Here is a 15842-nt window from a genome sequence, read left to right on the forward strand (position 1 = left end):
ACTCGACAGCAGCGGAGTCGGCGAGGGCGACCTCCCGAGCGTCGGTGTCGATGCCGACGACCTCGTCCTGAATGAAGGCGGTCGAGGGCTGCTTGATCTCGTGAACAGGGATAGCGATGTTCTCCTGAACACTCGGGTCCCGAATGCACCGATGAGACTCGTGCAAGACCAGATGATAGTCCGTCTCAGAAACCCACGTGACATCAACGTCCGCCTCACCGTCTAACTCGTCCTCTAAACTCTTTATTGCCCCCGCGCCGGCATACCCCGACCCGAGCACGACCACGTTCTCTGTCATAGGCCACTCTCCGGAGTCATTAGATACAAACCCTTTGGAATCGGTCTACGGCTCTGCTGTTGTCCTCGCATACTGGCTCATGGTCGTGGTCCAGTTTCCTAAGTTTGCAGTTGCCTTCGGTCACCATCCCGAGAGAAAACAGCGCCTACCGTTCCGAAAGACGACTCTTAATCACCAATTACGATTCGAGCGGTCGTTTCCAGACAGCTAATTGGGAGTCAGTCGGGCTACCAGGCACCACGACGGTTGTCCTGATGAGCAGGACTGTTCGGCGTGGAGTGATCGCGCTCATTCGACGCGGCCCACGCAACGGCGTTGTGCAAGAGCCTCTGGACGACTGGCCGGTGGTACACGGGAAACGTTTCGTGACCGGGTTGGAAGTAGAATATACGCCCTGCACCACGGTAGTAACAACACCCGCTGGGAAATACCGTGCCGTCGTCGCACCAACTTACAGTCACCAGGGTGTCGGGTATCGGTAGGTCGAACCCCTTTCCGTATATCTCGGCACGTTCGAGTTCGAACTCCTCGGGAAGTCCGTCGGTAATAGGATGGCTCGCTTTGACGACCCAGACGTGCTCACGCTCGCCCTCCTCGCGCCACCGCAGGGTACCAGTTCCCCCGATAAGCGCCTCGAACGGCTTCGATTCGTGGCTGGAGTGAAGCGGAATGAACCCCATCCCGTCACGGACAGCCTGCTCAACGCGGCTCGCAGCCGCATCGCTGACGGCATCATGTGCGACATCGCCCCACCACAGTAACACGTCAGTGTCGGTGAGCACCGTCTCGGTGAGTCCGTTGGCAGGGTCGTCAAGTGTCGCTGTCCGAACAGTGTGGCCGTAGGACGTAAGCATCTCAGCCAACGTCGTGTGGATCCCGTCGGGGTACATCGCATTGGCGGGGCCTGTCGCCCGTTCGTGCCGGTTTTCGTTCCACACGGTGACTGCAACCATACAAGAATACACTGAATAACCAGAGAAAAATATGACTACTCGCTCGCGGCTGAAGAGCAACGTGTCAATACTAGCGAGGATCGAAGTGATCCCGGTACCTGTTCAGGCATTCGACTGGTTTTTCGAACATCGCGACCAGCCGACGCGACGAGCTGCGACAATAGTTGAAATCGCCTGCGGCAGCAACCGTGCTGGGAAGCCATAATCAGGTACCGCTGGATATGGCGGGCCATAGTTCTTTCCGACATCGGTGTGGGAGTGTCCACCGTGTCTCCCGATGTAGTCCACAGACGGTGTTTCCGGTACCTGCACAGGGGTAGTTATTAGCCGGCCGCGGCCGAAATCACGACAAGATATGAGCGATTCACCGGAGAAGCTTTCCGTCTGGTGTGCTGGCGAGGACTGGTGTCCTATAACCACGACGGCGTCCCTTATCGGGAAGAAGTGGCACCCCGTTATCATCCACCGGCTGCTTGATAACGGCCCCTCAGGATTTAACGAACTCAAGGAGAACGTCGACGGTATCTCATCTAAAGTGCTCTCCGACAGCCTCGAAGACCTGCAGGAGAAGGGGCTCGTCGACCGCGAAGTAATCAACGAACAGCCGTTTCGCGTCAATTACTCGCTCACCGAACACGGAGAGTCACTGGAGTCCGTAATTACCGAAATGGCAGCGTGGGGCGAGACCTACCTGCAGGAACCGACAGAGGCTGATGAGCCCGCAGAGTAGGTCCCGCAGGCAATCGCTTTTATTGGTGCCCGACGAACTGTCGTGTATGCCCGTTACTTCGGATGACGAACTCAGAGACATTCTCGAACTGGACCGCGTCGCCGTCGTCGGCTGCTCGACCAGCCCCGGCAAGGACGCCCACGAAATTCCGAAGTACCTCACCGAACAGGGGTACGAGGTGATACCGGTCAACCCCTTTGCTGACGAGATATTCGGGCAGAAGGCCTACGACTCACTGGCAGATATTCCCGGTGATATAGACATTATCGACGTCTTCAGGCCCAGCGACGAGGTCAGCGATATCGTCGACGCGGCCCTGGAACGCGACGACGACGCCGTCATCTGGCTGCAGCTCGGCATCCACGACGACAAGGCCGTCGAACGCGCCGAAGCTGCTGGCCGCCGCGTCGTCCAGGACCGCTGTATGAAGCCGACACACCAGCAACTGCTGGCCTGAACAGGCAGATAATGGCTGAGTACGGTTGACACGGCCGTCGCCCGGTACGGTTTAGTCCGTGGCTGAGCCACATCCGGTGTATGCTGCCGTGGGAGCCAGCGGCGTACTGGCTCGTTCGGATGCTGTTCCACCGGGCGCTGGCGGTTATTTACCTGCTGGCGTTCGTCGTCGCAGCCACGCAGTTCCGTCCGCTCGCGGGCGAGGACGGCCTGTTGCCGATACAGCAGTACGTCGACCGCTACGAGTTCCGTGACCGGCCCAGTCTGTTCTATGTCTATCCGAACGACCGCGTCATCGGTATCACAGCCTGGGCCGGCGTCGGGCTCTCGGCGCTGGCACTCGTCGGAGTCCCGTCGTGGCTCCCGCGTCCGTACGCGGTCCCCGTGTCGATACTCCTGTGGCTCCTGCTGTGGGCGCTGTATCTCTCTTTCGTCAACGCCGGGCGGACCTTCTACGGCTACGGCTGGGAGTCGATGCTGCTGGAGACCGGCTTCCTCGCGGCATTTCTCGGCGCGGGGACAGCGGGGCCACCGGTCGCTGTCGTGTGGCTCCTCAAGTGGGTGCTGTTCCGAAATATGTTCGGTGCCGGACTCATCAAACTGCGCGGGGACGACTGCTGGCGGGACCTCACCGCACTGGACTACCACTACGAAACCCAGCCGATTCCGAACCCGGTGAGTTGGTACGCCCACCACCTCCCCGACCGGTTCCACCGACTCGAAGTGCTGGGAAACCACGTCGTCGAAGTCGCCGTACCGTTCCTCTACTTCGCGCCACAGCCGTGGGCGTCAGTAGCGGGGGTAGCGACCATCGGCTTTCAGGGCTGGCTCATGCTGACGGGGAACTTCTCGTGGCTCAATGCCCTCACTATCGTTCAGGCTATTGCGGCATTCAGGGACGACGTTTTCACAGCAACCCTCCCGGTCACTGCTCCGAGCGCGACTGCGCCGCCGCTGTACCTGCAGGCGCTGTCGGTCGGACTCGCTGCTGTCGTCCTCTGGCGTAGCGTCGGACCGGTCCGCAACATCCTCTCGGAGCGGCAGGTGATGAACACCGCTTTCGACTCGCTCCGGTTAGTCAACGCCTACGGCGCGTTCGGCTCGATTACCAGAACGCGCTACGAAATCGTCGTCCAGGGGACCACCGACGAGGTCGTCACGGCCGACACGGAATGGGAGACTTACGAGTTCAAAGGCAAACCAACAGACCCAGCACAGCGGCCGCGGCAACTCGCGCCCTACCACTACCGGCTTGACTGGCAGTTGTGGTTCGCGGCGATGACCTCTTCGCCGCGACGGAGTCCGTGGTTTCTCGCGCTGCTGGACCGACTGCTTGCAGGCGACGAGGCTACCGAAAAACTGCTCGCCTCGGTGCCGTTCTCGGAGACCACGCCGACGCACGTCCGTGCGGTCCGCTACCGGTATCGGTTCACGACGCCCGAAGAGCGCCGCGAGACTGGGCAGTGGTGGGAGCGCGAACGCGTCGGCACCTATGTCAGCCCGATCAGCGACGGTGACCTGCGACTCGCCGACGTTTGAGATGGGGCGTCAGTTCGCGTCGTTCCTGCGCGCTGGCGGCGTCTTCGACATGACCTTCCCCCACTTCGAACGGTTATCGGCGATCCGCCGATAGGCCCGCTCGCGGAATCGCTCGTAATCCTCGAACTGCCGGAGAAACGAGAGCAGCGGCCGAGCCGCCTTGCCCATGTCGGTGTATGTGAGCGCTGTCTCGATGGATTCCCCGCAGGAGTACACGTCCTCCTCGGTCACCAGATGCGAACAGGATTCGTAGTCGTCCGGGAGTCGCTCTAGTACGTCGTCGTCTAGCTCGGAGAAGCCCACGACCCTGAGGTCGGACCGCTCGTCGATGAAGTCCGCCCACCACGTACAGAAACCGCAGTCGTCGTCGTAGACGAGCGTTGCGTCGCTCATATACGAGCTACGTGCCAGAGGCACAAACACCTGTGGTTCAGCCGGCAGGGATTTACCGCCGGTCACCGCAGGCACGGGCATGGAGCGGTTCGTCAAGCTGGTCGTTGCTGGCGGGCTGGCGCTGGTAGCCGGGCTCTGGACCGTCCGACTTACGGCCTCGCTCTCGGCGCTCTGGCTCGGCGGGGTCGCGCTCGCGGTTCTGGGACTGGTCGCCCTCGGGGTCGGTATCGGTCGGGAGCTGTCAATCACTCGGTGACCACGACTGTGTGACGCCAACTGTTTTGCCCGCCGCTCTCCACAGAGCGCGTATGGACGAGGATTCGGTCGCCGAACTGATCGAGGACGCGCTTCCGGAGGCACAGGCGACGGTCACCACGCCGCGGGACCCCGACGACGACAAACACTACGCGGTACGCGTTGTTTCGCCGGCGTTTGAGGGCGAGTCGCTGGTCGACCAGCACCAGCGTGTCCACGACGCGCTGGGAGAGCATCTCACTCGCGACATTCACGCCATCGAGCTGACGACGCTGACGCCCGAAGAAGCCGAGTAACCGTGTACCCCGGCGGTGCGGCTCTGCTCGACCGTCGGTACGCCTTTATTGCCGACGCTGTTAGTGACGGTATGGGATTTGAGCCCGAAGAACTCTCCCCGGATGAAGTCACGGATCAGGTAGACAGCGTCATCGAAGACAACGAGGTTGTGCTGTTCATGAAAGGCAATGAGCTGATGCCACAGTGTGGCTACTCGAAGAAGGCCCTCGCACTGCTGCAACAGCACCGCGACGACATCGAGACAGTGGACGTGCTCAAAGCGACTGATGCCTATCGGGAGGCTCTAGAGCGCCACAGCGGGCGCGAGACGATTCCACAGACGTTCGTCGACGGGGAGTTCATCGGTGGCAGCGATATCCTCGAACAGCTTCACGAGCGCGGCGAACTCGGCGAAAAAGTCGGTCAGTAACTGCGGTCGGGAGCGGCGTTACTCTTCGTCTTCGTCTTTCATGTCGCCGAGCTTGTCGACGAGGTCGCTCGTGGTCGCCTCCGTCTCGAAGGAGACCGATCCGTCGTGGTCGTTCTCGTGGACCGCAACGCCATCGCTGTCGTCTGCATCTACGTCGTTGTCCTTCTGTTCGGATTCATCGTAGCTACCAAAGCCCATACACACACAACTCGGAGTCCCACACTAAAATTCGCCGGTTCTTGCCGAGCTACAACCCTCCAATGACATAGCGAGACAAGCAAAGGTTCTTTACTGTGCTTGCACTCCCGCTAGATAACGGCAGTCGAGAGCCGTGGTTTTACCGACGGCTATCGGGCCTCCATCTCCAAACTTATGAGTTCCGCAGACGAGACACTTGATCGAATTAAAGCACAGGTCGAAGAAGAGACACCGGACGACATCGAAATCGAATCTGTCGCGTTCGAGGGACCGGAACTAGTTATTTACACGCCGGACGCGCAGACGGTTGCCAACCGCGACGGTATCGTCAGAAATCTCGCACAGACGCTGCGGAAACGAATCAACGTTCGCCCCACGCAAGAAGCACTCGTCCCGCCGAACGAAGCGCGGACTCGAATCACGCAGACGATTCCCGAGGACGCTGGCGTCCAGAACTTGGATTTCGACCGCCAGACCGGCGAAGTGTTTATCGAAGCCGAAAAGCCCGGTCGCGTCATCGGCCGCCACGGGGCAACCCTCGACGAGATCTCCGCCTCCGTCGGCTGGACCCCGGAGGTCGTCCGGACGCCGCCGATGGAGTCCTCGACGGTCTCGAACGTCCGGAATTATCTCAAGCAGGAACGCGAGGAACGCCGGGACATCCTCCAGCGTGTCGGTCGCCAGATCAACCGACCTACCACGAGCGACGAGGACTGGGTTCGGCTCACGACGCTCGGCTGCTGTCGTGAAGTCGGTCGCGCCGCATTCATCCTCTCGACGCCGGAGTCCCGAATCCTCATCGACTGCGGTGACAAACCCGGTGCTGAGGGCGAGGTTCCGTATCTCCAAGCACCCGAAGCCCTCGCGGCTGGGCCGAATTCTCTCGACGCCGTCGTCCTGACCCACGCCCACCTGGACCACTCTGCGCTCATCCCCATCTTGTTCAAGTACGGCTACGACGGGCCGATATACACGACCGCGCCGACGCGGGACCTGATGGGCCTGCTCCAGCTGGACTACCTCGACGTGGCCTCGAAGGAGGGCCGCACCCCACCCTACGAGAGCCAGCAGGTCCGGGACGCGCTGAAACACACGATTCCACTGGAGTTCGGCAACGTCACCGACATCGCGCCCGACATCAAGCTCACGATGCACAACGCCGGGCACATCCTCGGCTCGGCGGTGTGTCACTTCCACATCGGCGAGGGCCGGTACAACGTCGCCTTCTCTGGGGACATCCACTACAAAGATACCCGCCTGCTCGATGGCGCGGTCAACGACTTCCCGCGAGTCGAGACACTCGTGCTTGAGTCGACCTACGGCGGGAAAAACGACTACCAGACCGACCAGTCCGACTCCGAGCGGGTCCTCAAGGACGTTATCAACGAGGCCCACGAGAACGACGGCAAGGTACTGATTCCGGCCTTCGCCGTGGGTCGGTCGCAGGAACTCATGCTCGTTCTCGAAGAAGCGATGCGAAAGGGCGACATCCCGACGATGCCGGTGTACCTCGACGGGATGATTCGGGAGGCGACGGCCATCCACACCGCGTATCCGGAGTACCTCCGGGACGACCTCCGCCAGCGTATCCTCTACGAGGACGAGAACCCGTTCCTCGCAGAGCAGTTCGAGCAAGTTGACGGCGGCGACGAGATGCGACGGGACATCGCCGACGACGAACCGTCTATCATTCTGACGACCTCCGGGATGGTCACCGGCGGCCCCGTGATGTCCTGGCTCCGGCTGCTGGGCAGCGACCCGGACAACACGATGGCGTTCGTCGGCTATCAGGCTGAGGGGACGCTCGGTCGGCAGATACAGCGGGGTCAGGACGAGGTCACCCTCGGCGACACGAGCGGGCCACGCGCCGAACGGGTGAGCCTCAGACTGAACGTGGAGACGGTCGACGGCTTCTCCGGCCACGCCGACCGGCAGGGCCTCGAATCGTTCGTCGAGACAATGCACCCGCGGCCGGAGAAAATCCTCTGTGTCCACGGCGACGCGTCAACGACGAACCAGCTGTCCTCTGCGCTGTACCAGAAGTTCAACATGCGGACACACAACCCGAAGAACCTCGAAACGTTCCGGCTGTCCTGAACGGCGAGTTAGCTCTCTTCCGAGAGATTCAATCCGGCAAACAGCCGCCCCGAGATCACTTGCTCGACGATGTCGACGAGGACGGTGTCGTCACTCGTGTAGTCGGCGAAGATACCGAGTGGCACCTCGCCGCCGGCCATCTCGCGGTGTCCGCCTGCGCTCCCAACATCGCTCAGGGACTCGCTCAGCACGTCGCCGATGTTGACCCGGGAGTCGGTCGACCGGGCGCTGAGCTGGATAGCGTCTTCGACAATGCCGAAGACGATGGCTGTCTCGACGCCCTCAAGCGTCGCCAGATAGTCGGCCGCCTGCGGGAGTGCGTCCCGTTCCCCTGTCCGGCCGACGTGTGATATCAGCACCGACCCGCGGACCGTCCGGTTCTCGATTGCGTCGGCGATTGCGTCGACGGTCGCGCCGCTGACAGACGGCGAGGAGAGCTGCCGCAACAGGCCAGAGTCGGCCGTGTCGGCCAGAAAGCCGGCCGCGCCGTACTCGTCCGGCGTCACGCCGCGCAGGAACCCCAGCGTCTCCCGCCGGATGGCAAACAGTAACGCTGTCGCCAGACGGTCATTGAGTTCGATGTCGAGGTCTCGGAGGTACTCGGTCAGTATCGTCGCCGTCGCTCCGATCTCCTCCCGGTGGTCGACGAACGTGGCCGCGATATCCTCGGCTGGGTGATGGTCGATGACGATGTCGACCGAGACGTCTTCGGGGACCCGGTTGTTCGACCCCGGAATGGAGTGGTCAACGAAGGCGAGCAGTTCTGAAGACTCGCGGTCGGTCACGTCGGCCGGGTCGAACTCCCGGAGGTCCATCTCCAGCAGATTGACGAACGAGCGGTTCTGCTGGTGTGAAATCTCCCCGCTGTAGAGGATTCGCCGTTCGTCGATGCCGATGGCGGCCGCGATGCGACCGAGCGCGAGCGCGCTGGCAAGACAGTCGGGATCGGGGTTGTTGTGACAGACGATAGTGAGTGAGTCGGCCTTTCCAAGCAGATTTTCGAGTTCCGTTGCAGGGCGCATCTATCAGTTGTCCCTTCGACCTCCTGATACAAGCGTGTGGGGGGCCGGCAGACACGCAGTGTATAGAAGCCAAGAACAGCCGGAAAGCCACGGTTGGCGGCCCTCGCGGGACGCGCTGCAATGCTCACGACCGGGCGCGCAGTTGCTGGACGAGAACGCCGAGGACGAGTGCGAGACCGAGGTTGACGAGCACACCGAAGACACCGATAGCCGCGACAGCTGCCAAGTCGTCCGTTCTGGAAACCCCGGTCCAGCCCAACTGGAGCGCGATCAGTACCAGAATGACCCCGAGAAGCGCCGTCGGGTAGGCCGCGATGACACCGACAGCGAGGAACGCGGTCAGCACGTAGCCCGCGCCGAGTATCAGATTGGCACCGGGCGTTCTGGCCCCGAAAGCGTACTTCCCGGCGACGCCGCCACTCCCGTGACACATCGGAAACGCGCCGAAAGGAACCGCGACCAGATTCATCAGCCCCATGCTGTTCGAGAGCTGGTCCGCGGATACGTCCCGGTCGAAATAATCGGCGAGCAGGACCGACGTGGCGAGGGCGGCGTTACCGACCGTGACCGCGACCTGAGCGAGGATAGCCTCTACCGTCTGCACCGACAGTGTCATCGTCGGGAGCATAAACATGGCGTCAACCGCTGGAACAGCCGGCGTCGGAACCCCGGTCTCCACGAGAGCGATGGCCGCTCCAAAGACGAAGACGGCGAAGGCGCTCTGCCCGCTGTAGCCGACCACCGCAAGGACAGCGACGATACCGGCGGCGACGGCCACGAGCTTCGGGTCGTCGAGTCCGAAACCGACGCCGGTCTCCAGCAGGACCAGCGCGACGCCGAGTTGTACCCCACGAACAACAGTGTCATCGACGTACTGGTTGACAGTTTCGAGCGACTGTGTGGTGCCAAGCGCGAGTAAAAGCACTGCCAACAGGAGCCCTGCGACGACGAGTTCCCCGGTCGAAATGGTCCCGGCGATGACCAGCGCGGCGAAAGCCTTCATCGGCTCGACCGATATCGGAGCACCGTAGTACAGCCCCCAGACGACCTGAAACACGCCGAACCAGACGAGCATGACCGGGAGCGAAAGCTCTGTCAGCACGGCGACAGCCACGACAACCGGGAGCACCGTCGCAGAGTCCCCGACTGCTCCGGTCAGTTCGGTCCACGACAGCGAAACCGTCGTCCGGTCGCGGAACCGGAAACTCATGACGGTTGGTACCGACGGCGAAACAGTGAGCGTACCGGCCCGCGGCGGCCGCTACTCCGAGTACTCGTAGGGCGCACGGTCCCCGTCAGTGTCGATGTACGCCTCGTTTATCTCCCACTCGCCGTCCTCTGTTTCAACCATGTACTCGCCGTAGTAGGGGACGCGGGTGTCGACTGTCTCGCGGAACGCGGCGCGCATCGACTCCTTGGTCGTGCCGATGTCGCGCAGGTCGTCGTTGCGGTTCAGACAGCCCTTGAGATACCCGTCGTGGGTGAGCCGGACGCGGTGGCAGTTCGCACAGAAGTTCTCGTTGCCGACGGGGTCGACGATTTCGACCATCCCGCTGTTGTGGTTGTTGACCGGCTCCGTCCGAACGCCGCCGTCGGACGCGGCCAGCGATGTGGTCGCGCCGCTACTTTCGACCGCCGCGTCACTGCTGTGCATCCAGTAGCGCTTGCGGTCGTGCATCTCCCGGTGTTCGACCTTGTCGGCGCGGTCTTCCAACCAGTCGTGGACGCGGTCGATGTCGATGGCCCACTCCGGGTGGCCAGCCAGCTCGGGCATGTACTCGATGAGTTGGAGCTGGAGGCCGGGGTTCTCGGCGACGTGGTCGACCATCTTCGGAACGTAGCCCGCGGTCGGCTCGAAGACGACCATATTGAGCTTCACCGGGGCGAGGCCGGCGTCCAGCGCCGCTTCGACGCCTTCGAGAACGCGGTCGTAGGCCCCGCTCTGTGTCAGTTCGGCGAAGGCCTCGCTATCGAGGGCGTCCTGCGAGACGTTGACTCGCTCGAGTCCGGCGTCGACGAGGTCCGGGGCGCGTCCGGGGAGGAAGGTGCCGTTGGTCGTCATCGACACCTCCATCTCGTCGGGGGCGCGGCGGACAATCGCTTCGAGGTCTTCCCGAAGCATCGGCTCCCCGCCGGTGAACTTCACCGAGTCGACCCCGAATTCGGCGGCGACTTCGAGGAAGGCCACGATGGTGTCGGCAGTGAGTTCGTCGTCCTGTGCCTCCATCGGGCCCCGTGTGTCGCCCAGCCCCTCGTTGTGGCAGTAGACGCAGTCGAAGTTACACCGGTCGGTGAGGGAGACGCGGACACCGGAGACCTCGCGACCGAAGTCGTCTTCGAGCATATCCTTGCTAACTGTTCACAGCACAGCCTATTAAATGGCGTGACTGTTCCGGTTCCGTCGTCGGACACGGGGTAACGATTAACCAGACCACCGCCCTGCACTGCGTATGGACATCGTCGACGCGCTGGACGGGCGACATGGGACCACCTGCTTCGTCGGCGCTGGGGGGAAGAAGACGACGATGGCAACGCTCGCAGCGCGACTGGAGCAGGCAGTCGTCACCGCGACGGTTCGGATACCCATCTTCGACGGCTGGGTCGCGGACGTTGTCGTGACTGAGAGCCCCCGATCAGCCATCGACACGGCGTCTGCGTGGCCGCTGGGCGTCGTCCCGGCACAGGAGCGACCGGACCGCTACCGCGGCTACGACCCGGAAACCGTCGCCGACCTGGCTGACATCGCGTCCCCGATTCTGGTGAAAGCTGACGGCGCGCGGATGCGGGAATTCAAGGCGCCGAGCGACCGCGAGCCACAGCTTCCCGCGACGGCATCGACGGTCGTCCCCATCGCGAGCGCACACGTCGTCGGCGAACCGCTGACGGACGACATTGTCCATCGGGTCGACGAGGTGGCCACAATCACAGGGCGTGCCCCCGGCGACGAGATTCGACCGAGAGATGTCGCCGCGGTGCTCGCCAGCGGCCGCGGCGGGCTGAAAGACGTGCCAGCCGACGCGACCGCGATTCCGCTGCTCAACATGGTCGACGACGAGCGACTCGAAACGAACGCGCGGGCTGTCGCCGAGGCGATTCACGACCGCGCCGACGTGCCACGCGTGGTGCTCGCGGAAATGCGAGCCGACGATCCACTGGTGGCAGTCGTCTGAGAGCGAGCCGACGCCGGCCCCGTTCGTTCAAAACCGCTCGGCCGCGGCCTCGAACTCCTCGCGGGTGTTGAGGTTCTCGAACGTCTCCAGCGTGGTGTGTTCGAGCACGGCTTCGCGCTCAACGACGACGTAATCGAGGTCGAACAGCGGTTCGACGACCTTGTGCTCGCCGCGCTCCAGCGCTCGCCGGCAGGCGTCGTGCATCGCGTCCGCGTGATACACTGCCTGCGTCGTCTGAAACCACTCGTCCGGGCGCGGAACTGCGGCCTCGTGGGACGCCGCCTGCTCGAACAGGTAGTCGACGAATGTCGGATCGACAAAGGGCATATCGCAGGCCACCACGGCGGCGTACTCGCTGTCGACGGCCTCCAGCCCGGTCGCGATGCCCGCCATCGGCCCCTGGTCGGGGTCCGCATCGAGCGCGAACGTCGGGTCGAGGGCGTGGCCTGACAGCGCGGCGTCGATGGCCTCGACCTGGTCCTCGCGGCAGTTCACGACGAGCTCGTCGACGACCTGACCCAGTCGGTCGGCGACGCGGCGAATCATCGGCGTGCCAGCGAGGTCGGCGACGGCCTTGTCGCTGTCGCCGAACCGCGTCGACCGGCCGCCAGCGACGATAGTGCCTGCGCGCATACCCTGCCTTCTCGGCTCTGGCAGAAAGGCGCTTCGTGCATGGCTGGTGGGGATAATCCTTTAGTCGACAGACGGAGGAGTGAGGTATGATGACAGTAGCCAACCGGGACCGGATGCTCCACGTCGACCTGTCGTCGGCGTCAGTCGAAAGCCGTCCGGTCCCAGAGGGTTGGCGTCGCCAGTTCGTGGGCGGCAAGGGACTCGGCGCTCGGTACCTGTACGACGAACTCGACGCCGGCACCGACCCGCTTGGCCCCGAGAACCTCCTGTTGTTCATGCTCGGGCCGGTATCGGGGCTGTTGCCGGGTGAGACGAGATATGCCGCAGTCACGAAGTCGCCCCTGACCGGCGGCTTCCTCGACTCGTACGCGGGCGGGACGTTTCCGGACACGCTAGCCGGCGCGCTGCGGAACCACATCGGGATTCTGGTCACCGGGCGCGCGCCGGAGCCGGTCAGACTCGTCGTGGAGGACGACGGCGCGACGGTCGAACCCGCCGAGACGTGGGGACAGGACACAGCCGAAACTGACGCGGCGTTCCCCGAGGCCGCAGTGGCGTGTATCGGGCCGGCCGGCGAGCAGGGCGTCGCATTCGCCACCATCGCCTCCGACGGCGGCGAACACCACGCCGGGCGAGGCGGTGCCGGGGCGGTGATGGGCGCAAAACGGCTGAAAGCCGTCGTCGTTCGCGGCGACCCGCCGACGGACCTCGCGGAGTTACGGGAACGGTACGCAAAGCGGTACCGCGAGGGCGACACCGGCCAGTGGCTACAGGCCAGCGGGACCGTCGAGACGGTCGATTTCGCCAACGAGGTCGGCGCGCTCTCGACGCGCGGCTGGGAGGACGGCCAGTTCGAGGGCGCCGACGGCGTCGGCATCGAGGCCGTCCAGGAACTCGCCGCAGGCCGGGAGTACGACGACGAGGGTAACCCCGGCGGCTTCCGCGTCCAGACCGAAGACGGCGAGACCATCCCGCGCGGCGCGACAGCGATGAGTCTCGGGGCCGGGCTCGGCATCGACGACTTCGATGCCGTGGCGGCGCTGGGCGAGACCTGCAACCGGCTGGGGCTCGACCTCATCAGCGCCGGGAGCGCCGTCGCGTGGGCCATCAAGGCCAGCGATGCCGGCCTGCTCGACCGCTCGCTCGAGTACGGAAGTCCCGACGATGCGCAGGCGCTCCTCGAAGAGATTGTCGCGCGGGAGACAGCGCTCGGCGACGCTCTGGCCGACGGTGTCGATGCGGCTTCAGACCGTCTGGGCGGAGCCGACCTCCTGCCGACGGTCAAGGCCATGGAACTGCCCGCCTACGACCCCCGCGGCGCGCGGAGCATGGCGCTGGCGTACGCGACCAGCGACCGCGGGGCCTGCCACCGGCGGGCGCTCCCCATCGAGCGGGAGGCCTTCGACGGCGACTGGAGCCCCGAGCGGGCGGCCGCAGCCGTCATTCGCGAACAGGACCAGCGCTCGGCACTGTGGTGTCTCATCGTCGACGACTTCGTCGGCGACGCCTTCGACGACCTCGGCGCGGAGTGGCTCGACGCTATCGGCCTCGACACGGACGACGACCTCGCGACGGTCGGTGAGCGCGTCTGGACACTCACTCGCCTGTTCAATGTCCGCGAGGGCGTCTCGCGGGCCGACGACGAACTCCCGGCAAAGCTACAGGAACCGCTCGATTCGGGACCGAACGCGGGCGCGGCGGTCGACGCCGAGTCTTTCGACGCGATGCTCGACGCCTACTACGGCCAGCGCGGCTGGGACGCCGACGGCCGGCCCACCCGCGAGACGATAGAGCGACTGGGCCTCACGGACCCACTCGACCCGTCGACGCTCCCGGCAGGCAGGACACTCGGAGAATGACAGACCAGATAGACCTCGACGACCTCGACGTACAGGACGACGAAGAGACGCCGAACCGGGGCGACTGGTTCTGGAGCGGGGAGGGCGAACCCGAGGACGAACCGGTGCCAGCCGGGGACGGGGCGGCATCGGCTGACGACGCCACGGACGCGAGCGCAGACGCGGACAGCGAATCGGCCGACAGCCCGGGCGGCCAGCCGGTCCCTCACGTCCCGCGGGAGAACAAGGACAAGCCGGTCGGCATCCCGACGGACAGCGGCGGCGCGGGCGGCGCGGCCGCGGCCGACACCGACTCAGCCTCGAATGTCGCCGAGGACCCGGACGCCGGCGAGGAGGCCGTCGAAGCGAGCGGTCCGCACGGCGGCGGCATCGACGACATGACGATGGCCGTGACCTACGACGCGGCCCGGCAGTTCGCCGACCCGCAACTGGTGTTCCGTGAGGCGCGGGGATGGGCCGACTGGGTCGGTATCGTCGGCGACGTCGACGCCTTCGTCATCAACAAGTTCCAGCGCGACCACGGCATCGACGCCGACTTCTTCAGCGGCGCGGGCCAGGAGCCGGCCGAGCGCCTCGCCGACATCGACGAGCACTCGATGTTCTACGCCGAGCGGATGGTCCTGGTCGGCCGCCCGGACGACGAACCCGTCGCCGAGCGGGCCGGCTGGGAGTTCGTTCCGCTCGCCGACGCCGCAGAGAAAGCGGACTGGGACCTCGTCGACGGGTAACGCCGTATTTTTATAATGCTTGCTGGTCATTGTCATACACGAACAACAATGGCACTTCGAACCGCGATCCAGCAGTCGAAGATACTCACGTTCGTGGTACTGGGAGCCTTCGTCTGGCTCTTACTGACACTGTTCGATGTCGCGTCGACCATCGACCTCGCGACCGGGACAACCTCATTCGTTGGCCAGAACGCGCTGGGCGGGGTCGCTGGGGTGCTCGTGTTGACCATCGTACTCGGGGCGCTCGTGGTCCTGTACTCCGAGATTACCGAGACGGACCCGGCTCCGCAGTCGTGGCCGCCATCCGAAGAATGACCTACTACAGCTGCGAGGAATGCGGCCAGATGATAGACCTCTCGGCGTTCGAGGGGCAGCCGCGCCGGCAGGAGTGTCCGGTGTGTGAGGAGACGACGCTGTGGACGCCCGAGTTCGAGGGCGAGGGGGTGTCGTTTTGACGCTCGCCTTCGAGGTGAGCGACCGGCTGTACGAGGCCGCCCAGGAGTGGGCCGACCGGCGGCTAGAGGACATTGACGAGGCGCTGGAGACCAAAGTCGAGCAGGCGCTGCTAGAGATTGAACACCTCGTTTCACAGTCCCACGACGTGGTCTTCGAGGTCGACGGCCGCGAAATACGGTACGAACCGACCGAGGAACTGGCTGCGTTGCTCCGTCGACAGGCCGAAGAGAGCGGGATCGACGAGAGTGCCGTTCTGAAGATGCACGTCGACCTCTACGCCAACGCGTTCCTCGACGAGGTGACGGACGAGCAGAAACCGCCGGGGACGCCGTCTGAGTGACGGCACCAA

20 protein-coding genes and 1 pseudogene are annotated in these 15842 nt (G+C 64.1%); 13 read left to right on the forward strand and 8 right to left on the reverse strand.

Going from position 1 to position 15842, the window contains the following annotated elements:
* Together DVK00_RS00005 and DVK00_RS00010 are read right to left on the reverse strand one after the other, a co-directional pair.
* A pseudogene (locus DVK00_RS00005) lies at positions 1 to 298 on the reverse strand (NAD(P)/FAD-dependent oxidoreductase); the annotation flags it as partial.
* Positions 299 to 525: 227 nt separating this feature from the next.
* Positions 526 to 1251, reverse strand: coding sequence for a ThuA domain-containing protein (locus DVK00_RS00010; protein ID WP_101350361.1), 726 nt, complete (start codon positions 1249 to 1251; stop codon positions 526 to 528).
* Positions 1252 to 1606: 355 nt separating this feature from the next.
* On the opposite strand from DVK00_RS00010, the gene DVK00_RS00015 reads away from it, so the two are divergent.
* The 3 genes from DVK00_RS00015 to DVK00_RS00025 all read left to right on the forward strand — a co-directional run bounded on the left by DVK00_RS00015 (position 1607) and on the right by DVK00_RS00025 (position 3976).
* Positions 1607 to 1981, forward strand: coding sequence for a helix-turn-helix domain-containing protein (locus tag DVK00_RS00015; protein ID WP_004956789.1), 375 nt, complete (start codon positions 1607 to 1609; stop codon positions 1979 to 1981).
* Between the two features lie 46 nt (positions 1982 to 2027).
* On the forward strand, positions 2028 to 2438 hold the full coding sequence (locus DVK00_RS00020; protein WP_101350362.1) for a CoA-binding protein: 411 nt from the start codon (positions 2028 to 2030) through the stop codon (positions 2436 to 2438).
* 80 nt (positions 2439 to 2518) lie between these two features.
* Positions 2519 to 3976 carry a lipase maturation factor family protein gene (locus DVK00_RS00025; RefSeq protein ID WP_121577070.1) on the forward strand — a complete coding sequence of 486 codons (1458 nt, stop codon included), beginning with the start codon at positions 2519 to 2521 and terminating at the stop codon, positions 3974 to 3976.
* 9 nt (positions 3977 to 3985) lie between these two features.
* Here DVK00_RS00025 and DVK00_RS00030 read toward each other — a convergent pair whose 3' ends face one another.
* Positions 3986 to 4369, reverse strand: coding sequence for a DUF393 domain-containing protein (locus DVK00_RS00030; protein ID WP_101350364.1), 384 nt, complete (start codon positions 4367 to 4369; stop codon positions 3986 to 3988).
* A 79-nt stretch (positions 4370 to 4448) separates the two neighbouring features.
* On the opposite strand from DVK00_RS00030, the gene DVK00_RS21515 reads away from it, so the two are divergent.
* The 3 genes from DVK00_RS21515 (at position 4449) to DVK00_RS00040 (ending at position 5330) form a co-directional block, all read left to right on the forward strand.
* Positions 4449 to 4625 (forward strand): hypothetical protein, encoded by a 177-nt coding sequence (locus DVK00_RS21515; RefSeq protein WP_198560175.1) that lies wholly within the window; start codon positions 4449 to 4451, stop codon positions 4623 to 4625.
* A gap of 52 nt (positions 4626 to 4677) precedes the next feature.
* Positions 4678 to 4920, forward strand: coding sequence for a BolA/IbaG family iron-sulfur metabolism protein (locus DVK00_RS00035; protein WP_121577071.1), 243 nt, complete (start codon positions 4678 to 4680; stop codon positions 4918 to 4920).
* Between the two features lie 71 nt (positions 4921 to 4991).
* Positions 4992 to 5330, forward strand: coding sequence for a glutaredoxin (locus tag DVK00_RS00040; RefSeq protein ID WP_101350366.1), 339 nt, complete (start codon positions 4992 to 4994; stop codon positions 5328 to 5330).
* Between the two features lie 18 nt (positions 5331 to 5348).
* Here DVK00_RS00040 and DVK00_RS00045 read toward each other — a convergent pair whose 3' ends face one another.
* Positions 5349 to 5528, reverse strand: coding sequence for a DUF5786 family protein (locus tag DVK00_RS00045; protein WP_053969115.1), 180 nt, complete (start codon positions 5526 to 5528; stop codon positions 5349 to 5351).
* Positions 5529 to 5702: 174 nt separating this feature from the next.
* On the opposite strand from DVK00_RS00045, the gene DVK00_RS00050 reads away from it, so the two are divergent.
* The gene (locus DVK00_RS00050; RefSeq protein WP_101350367.1) at positions 5703 to 7625 is read left to right on the forward strand and encodes a beta-CASP ribonuclease aCPSF1; all 1923 of its coding nucleotides are present in this window, start codon (positions 5703 to 5705) and stop codon (positions 7623 to 7625) included.
* A gap of 8 nt (positions 7626 to 7633) precedes the next feature.
* Here DVK00_RS00050 and DVK00_RS00055 read toward each other — a convergent pair whose 3' ends face one another.
* The 3 genes from DVK00_RS00055 to moaA all read right to left on the reverse strand — a co-directional run bounded on the left by DVK00_RS00055 (position 7634) and on the right by moaA (position 10991).
* Positions 7634 to 8647, reverse strand: coding sequence for a bifunctional oligoribonuclease/PAP phosphatase NrnA (locus DVK00_RS00055; RefSeq protein ID WP_121577072.1), 1014 nt, complete (start codon positions 8645 to 8647; stop codon positions 7634 to 7636).
* A gap of 124 nt (positions 8648 to 8771) precedes the next feature.
* Positions 8772 to 9857 (reverse strand): putative sulfate/molybdate transporter, encoded by a 1086-nt coding sequence (locus DVK00_RS00060; protein WP_121577073.1) that lies wholly within the window; start codon positions 9855 to 9857, stop codon positions 8772 to 8774.
* Between the two features lie 51 nt (positions 9858 to 9908).
* Entirely contained in the window at positions 9909 to 10991 is a 1083-nt protein-coding gene (moaA, locus tag DVK00_RS00065) for a GTP 3',8-cyclase MoaA (RefSeq protein WP_101350370.1), read from the reverse strand.
* A 106-nt stretch (positions 10992 to 11097) separates the two neighbouring features.
* On the opposite strand from moaA, the gene yqeC reads away from it, so the two are divergent.
* Positions 11098 to 11817 carry a selenium cofactor biosynthesis protein YqeC gene (gene yqeC, locus DVK00_RS00070; protein WP_101350371.1) on the forward strand — a complete coding sequence of 240 codons (720 nt, stop codon included), beginning with the start codon at positions 11098 to 11100 and terminating at the stop codon, positions 11815 to 11817.
* A 27-nt stretch (positions 11818 to 11844) separates the two neighbouring features.
* On the opposite strand, the gene DVK00_RS00075 is transcribed toward yqeC, so the two are convergent.
* On the reverse strand, positions 11845 to 12450 hold the full coding sequence (locus tag DVK00_RS00075; protein WP_101350372.1) for a molybdenum cofactor guanylyltransferase: 606 nt from the start codon (positions 12448 to 12450) through the stop codon (positions 11845 to 11847).
* A gap of 86 nt (positions 12451 to 12536) precedes the next feature.
* On the opposite strand from DVK00_RS00075, the gene DVK00_RS00080 reads away from it, so the two are divergent.
* From DVK00_RS00080 to DVK00_RS00095, 5 genes are read left to right on the forward strand one after another with little or no spacing between them, the layout of a single operon-like run.
* Positions 12537 to 14309, forward strand: coding sequence for an aldehyde ferredoxin oxidoreductase family protein (locus DVK00_RS00080; protein ID WP_121577074.1), 1773 nt, complete (start codon positions 12537 to 12539; stop codon positions 14307 to 14309).
* Positions 14306 to 15037, forward strand: a complete 732-nt coding sequence (locus DVK00_RS00085) for a hypothetical protein (protein ID WP_101350374.1) — start codon at positions 14306 to 14308, stop codon at positions 15035 to 15037. Before DVK00_RS00080 ends, DVK00_RS00085 begins: the two co-directional genes overlap by 4 nt.
* A gap of 48 nt (positions 15038 to 15085) precedes the next feature.
* Entirely contained in the window at positions 15086 to 15352 is a 267-nt protein-coding gene (locus tag DVK00_RS00090; RefSeq protein ID WP_121535074.1) for a hypothetical protein, read from the forward strand.
* Positions 15349 to 15492: a hypothetical protein gene (locus DVK00_RS21520; RefSeq protein WP_198560176.1), complete on the forward strand. Its 144-nt coding sequence runs from the start codon at positions 15349 to 15351 to the stop codon at positions 15490 to 15492. Before DVK00_RS00090 ends, DVK00_RS21520 begins: the two co-directional genes overlap by 4 nt.
* Positions 15489 to 15833 (forward strand): hypothetical protein, encoded by a 345-nt coding sequence (locus DVK00_RS00095; protein ID WP_198560177.1) that lies wholly within the window; start codon positions 15489 to 15491, stop codon positions 15831 to 15833. Before DVK00_RS21520 ends, DVK00_RS00095 begins: the two co-directional genes overlap by 4 nt.
* The last annotated feature ends 9 nt before the right edge of the window (positions 15834 to 15842 follow it).

It is taken from the genome of Haloarcula sp. Atlit-47R, assembly GCF_003665985.1.
GTDB lineage: Archaea > Halobacteriota > Halobacteria > Halobacteriales > Haloarculaceae > Haloarcula > Haloarcula taiwanensis.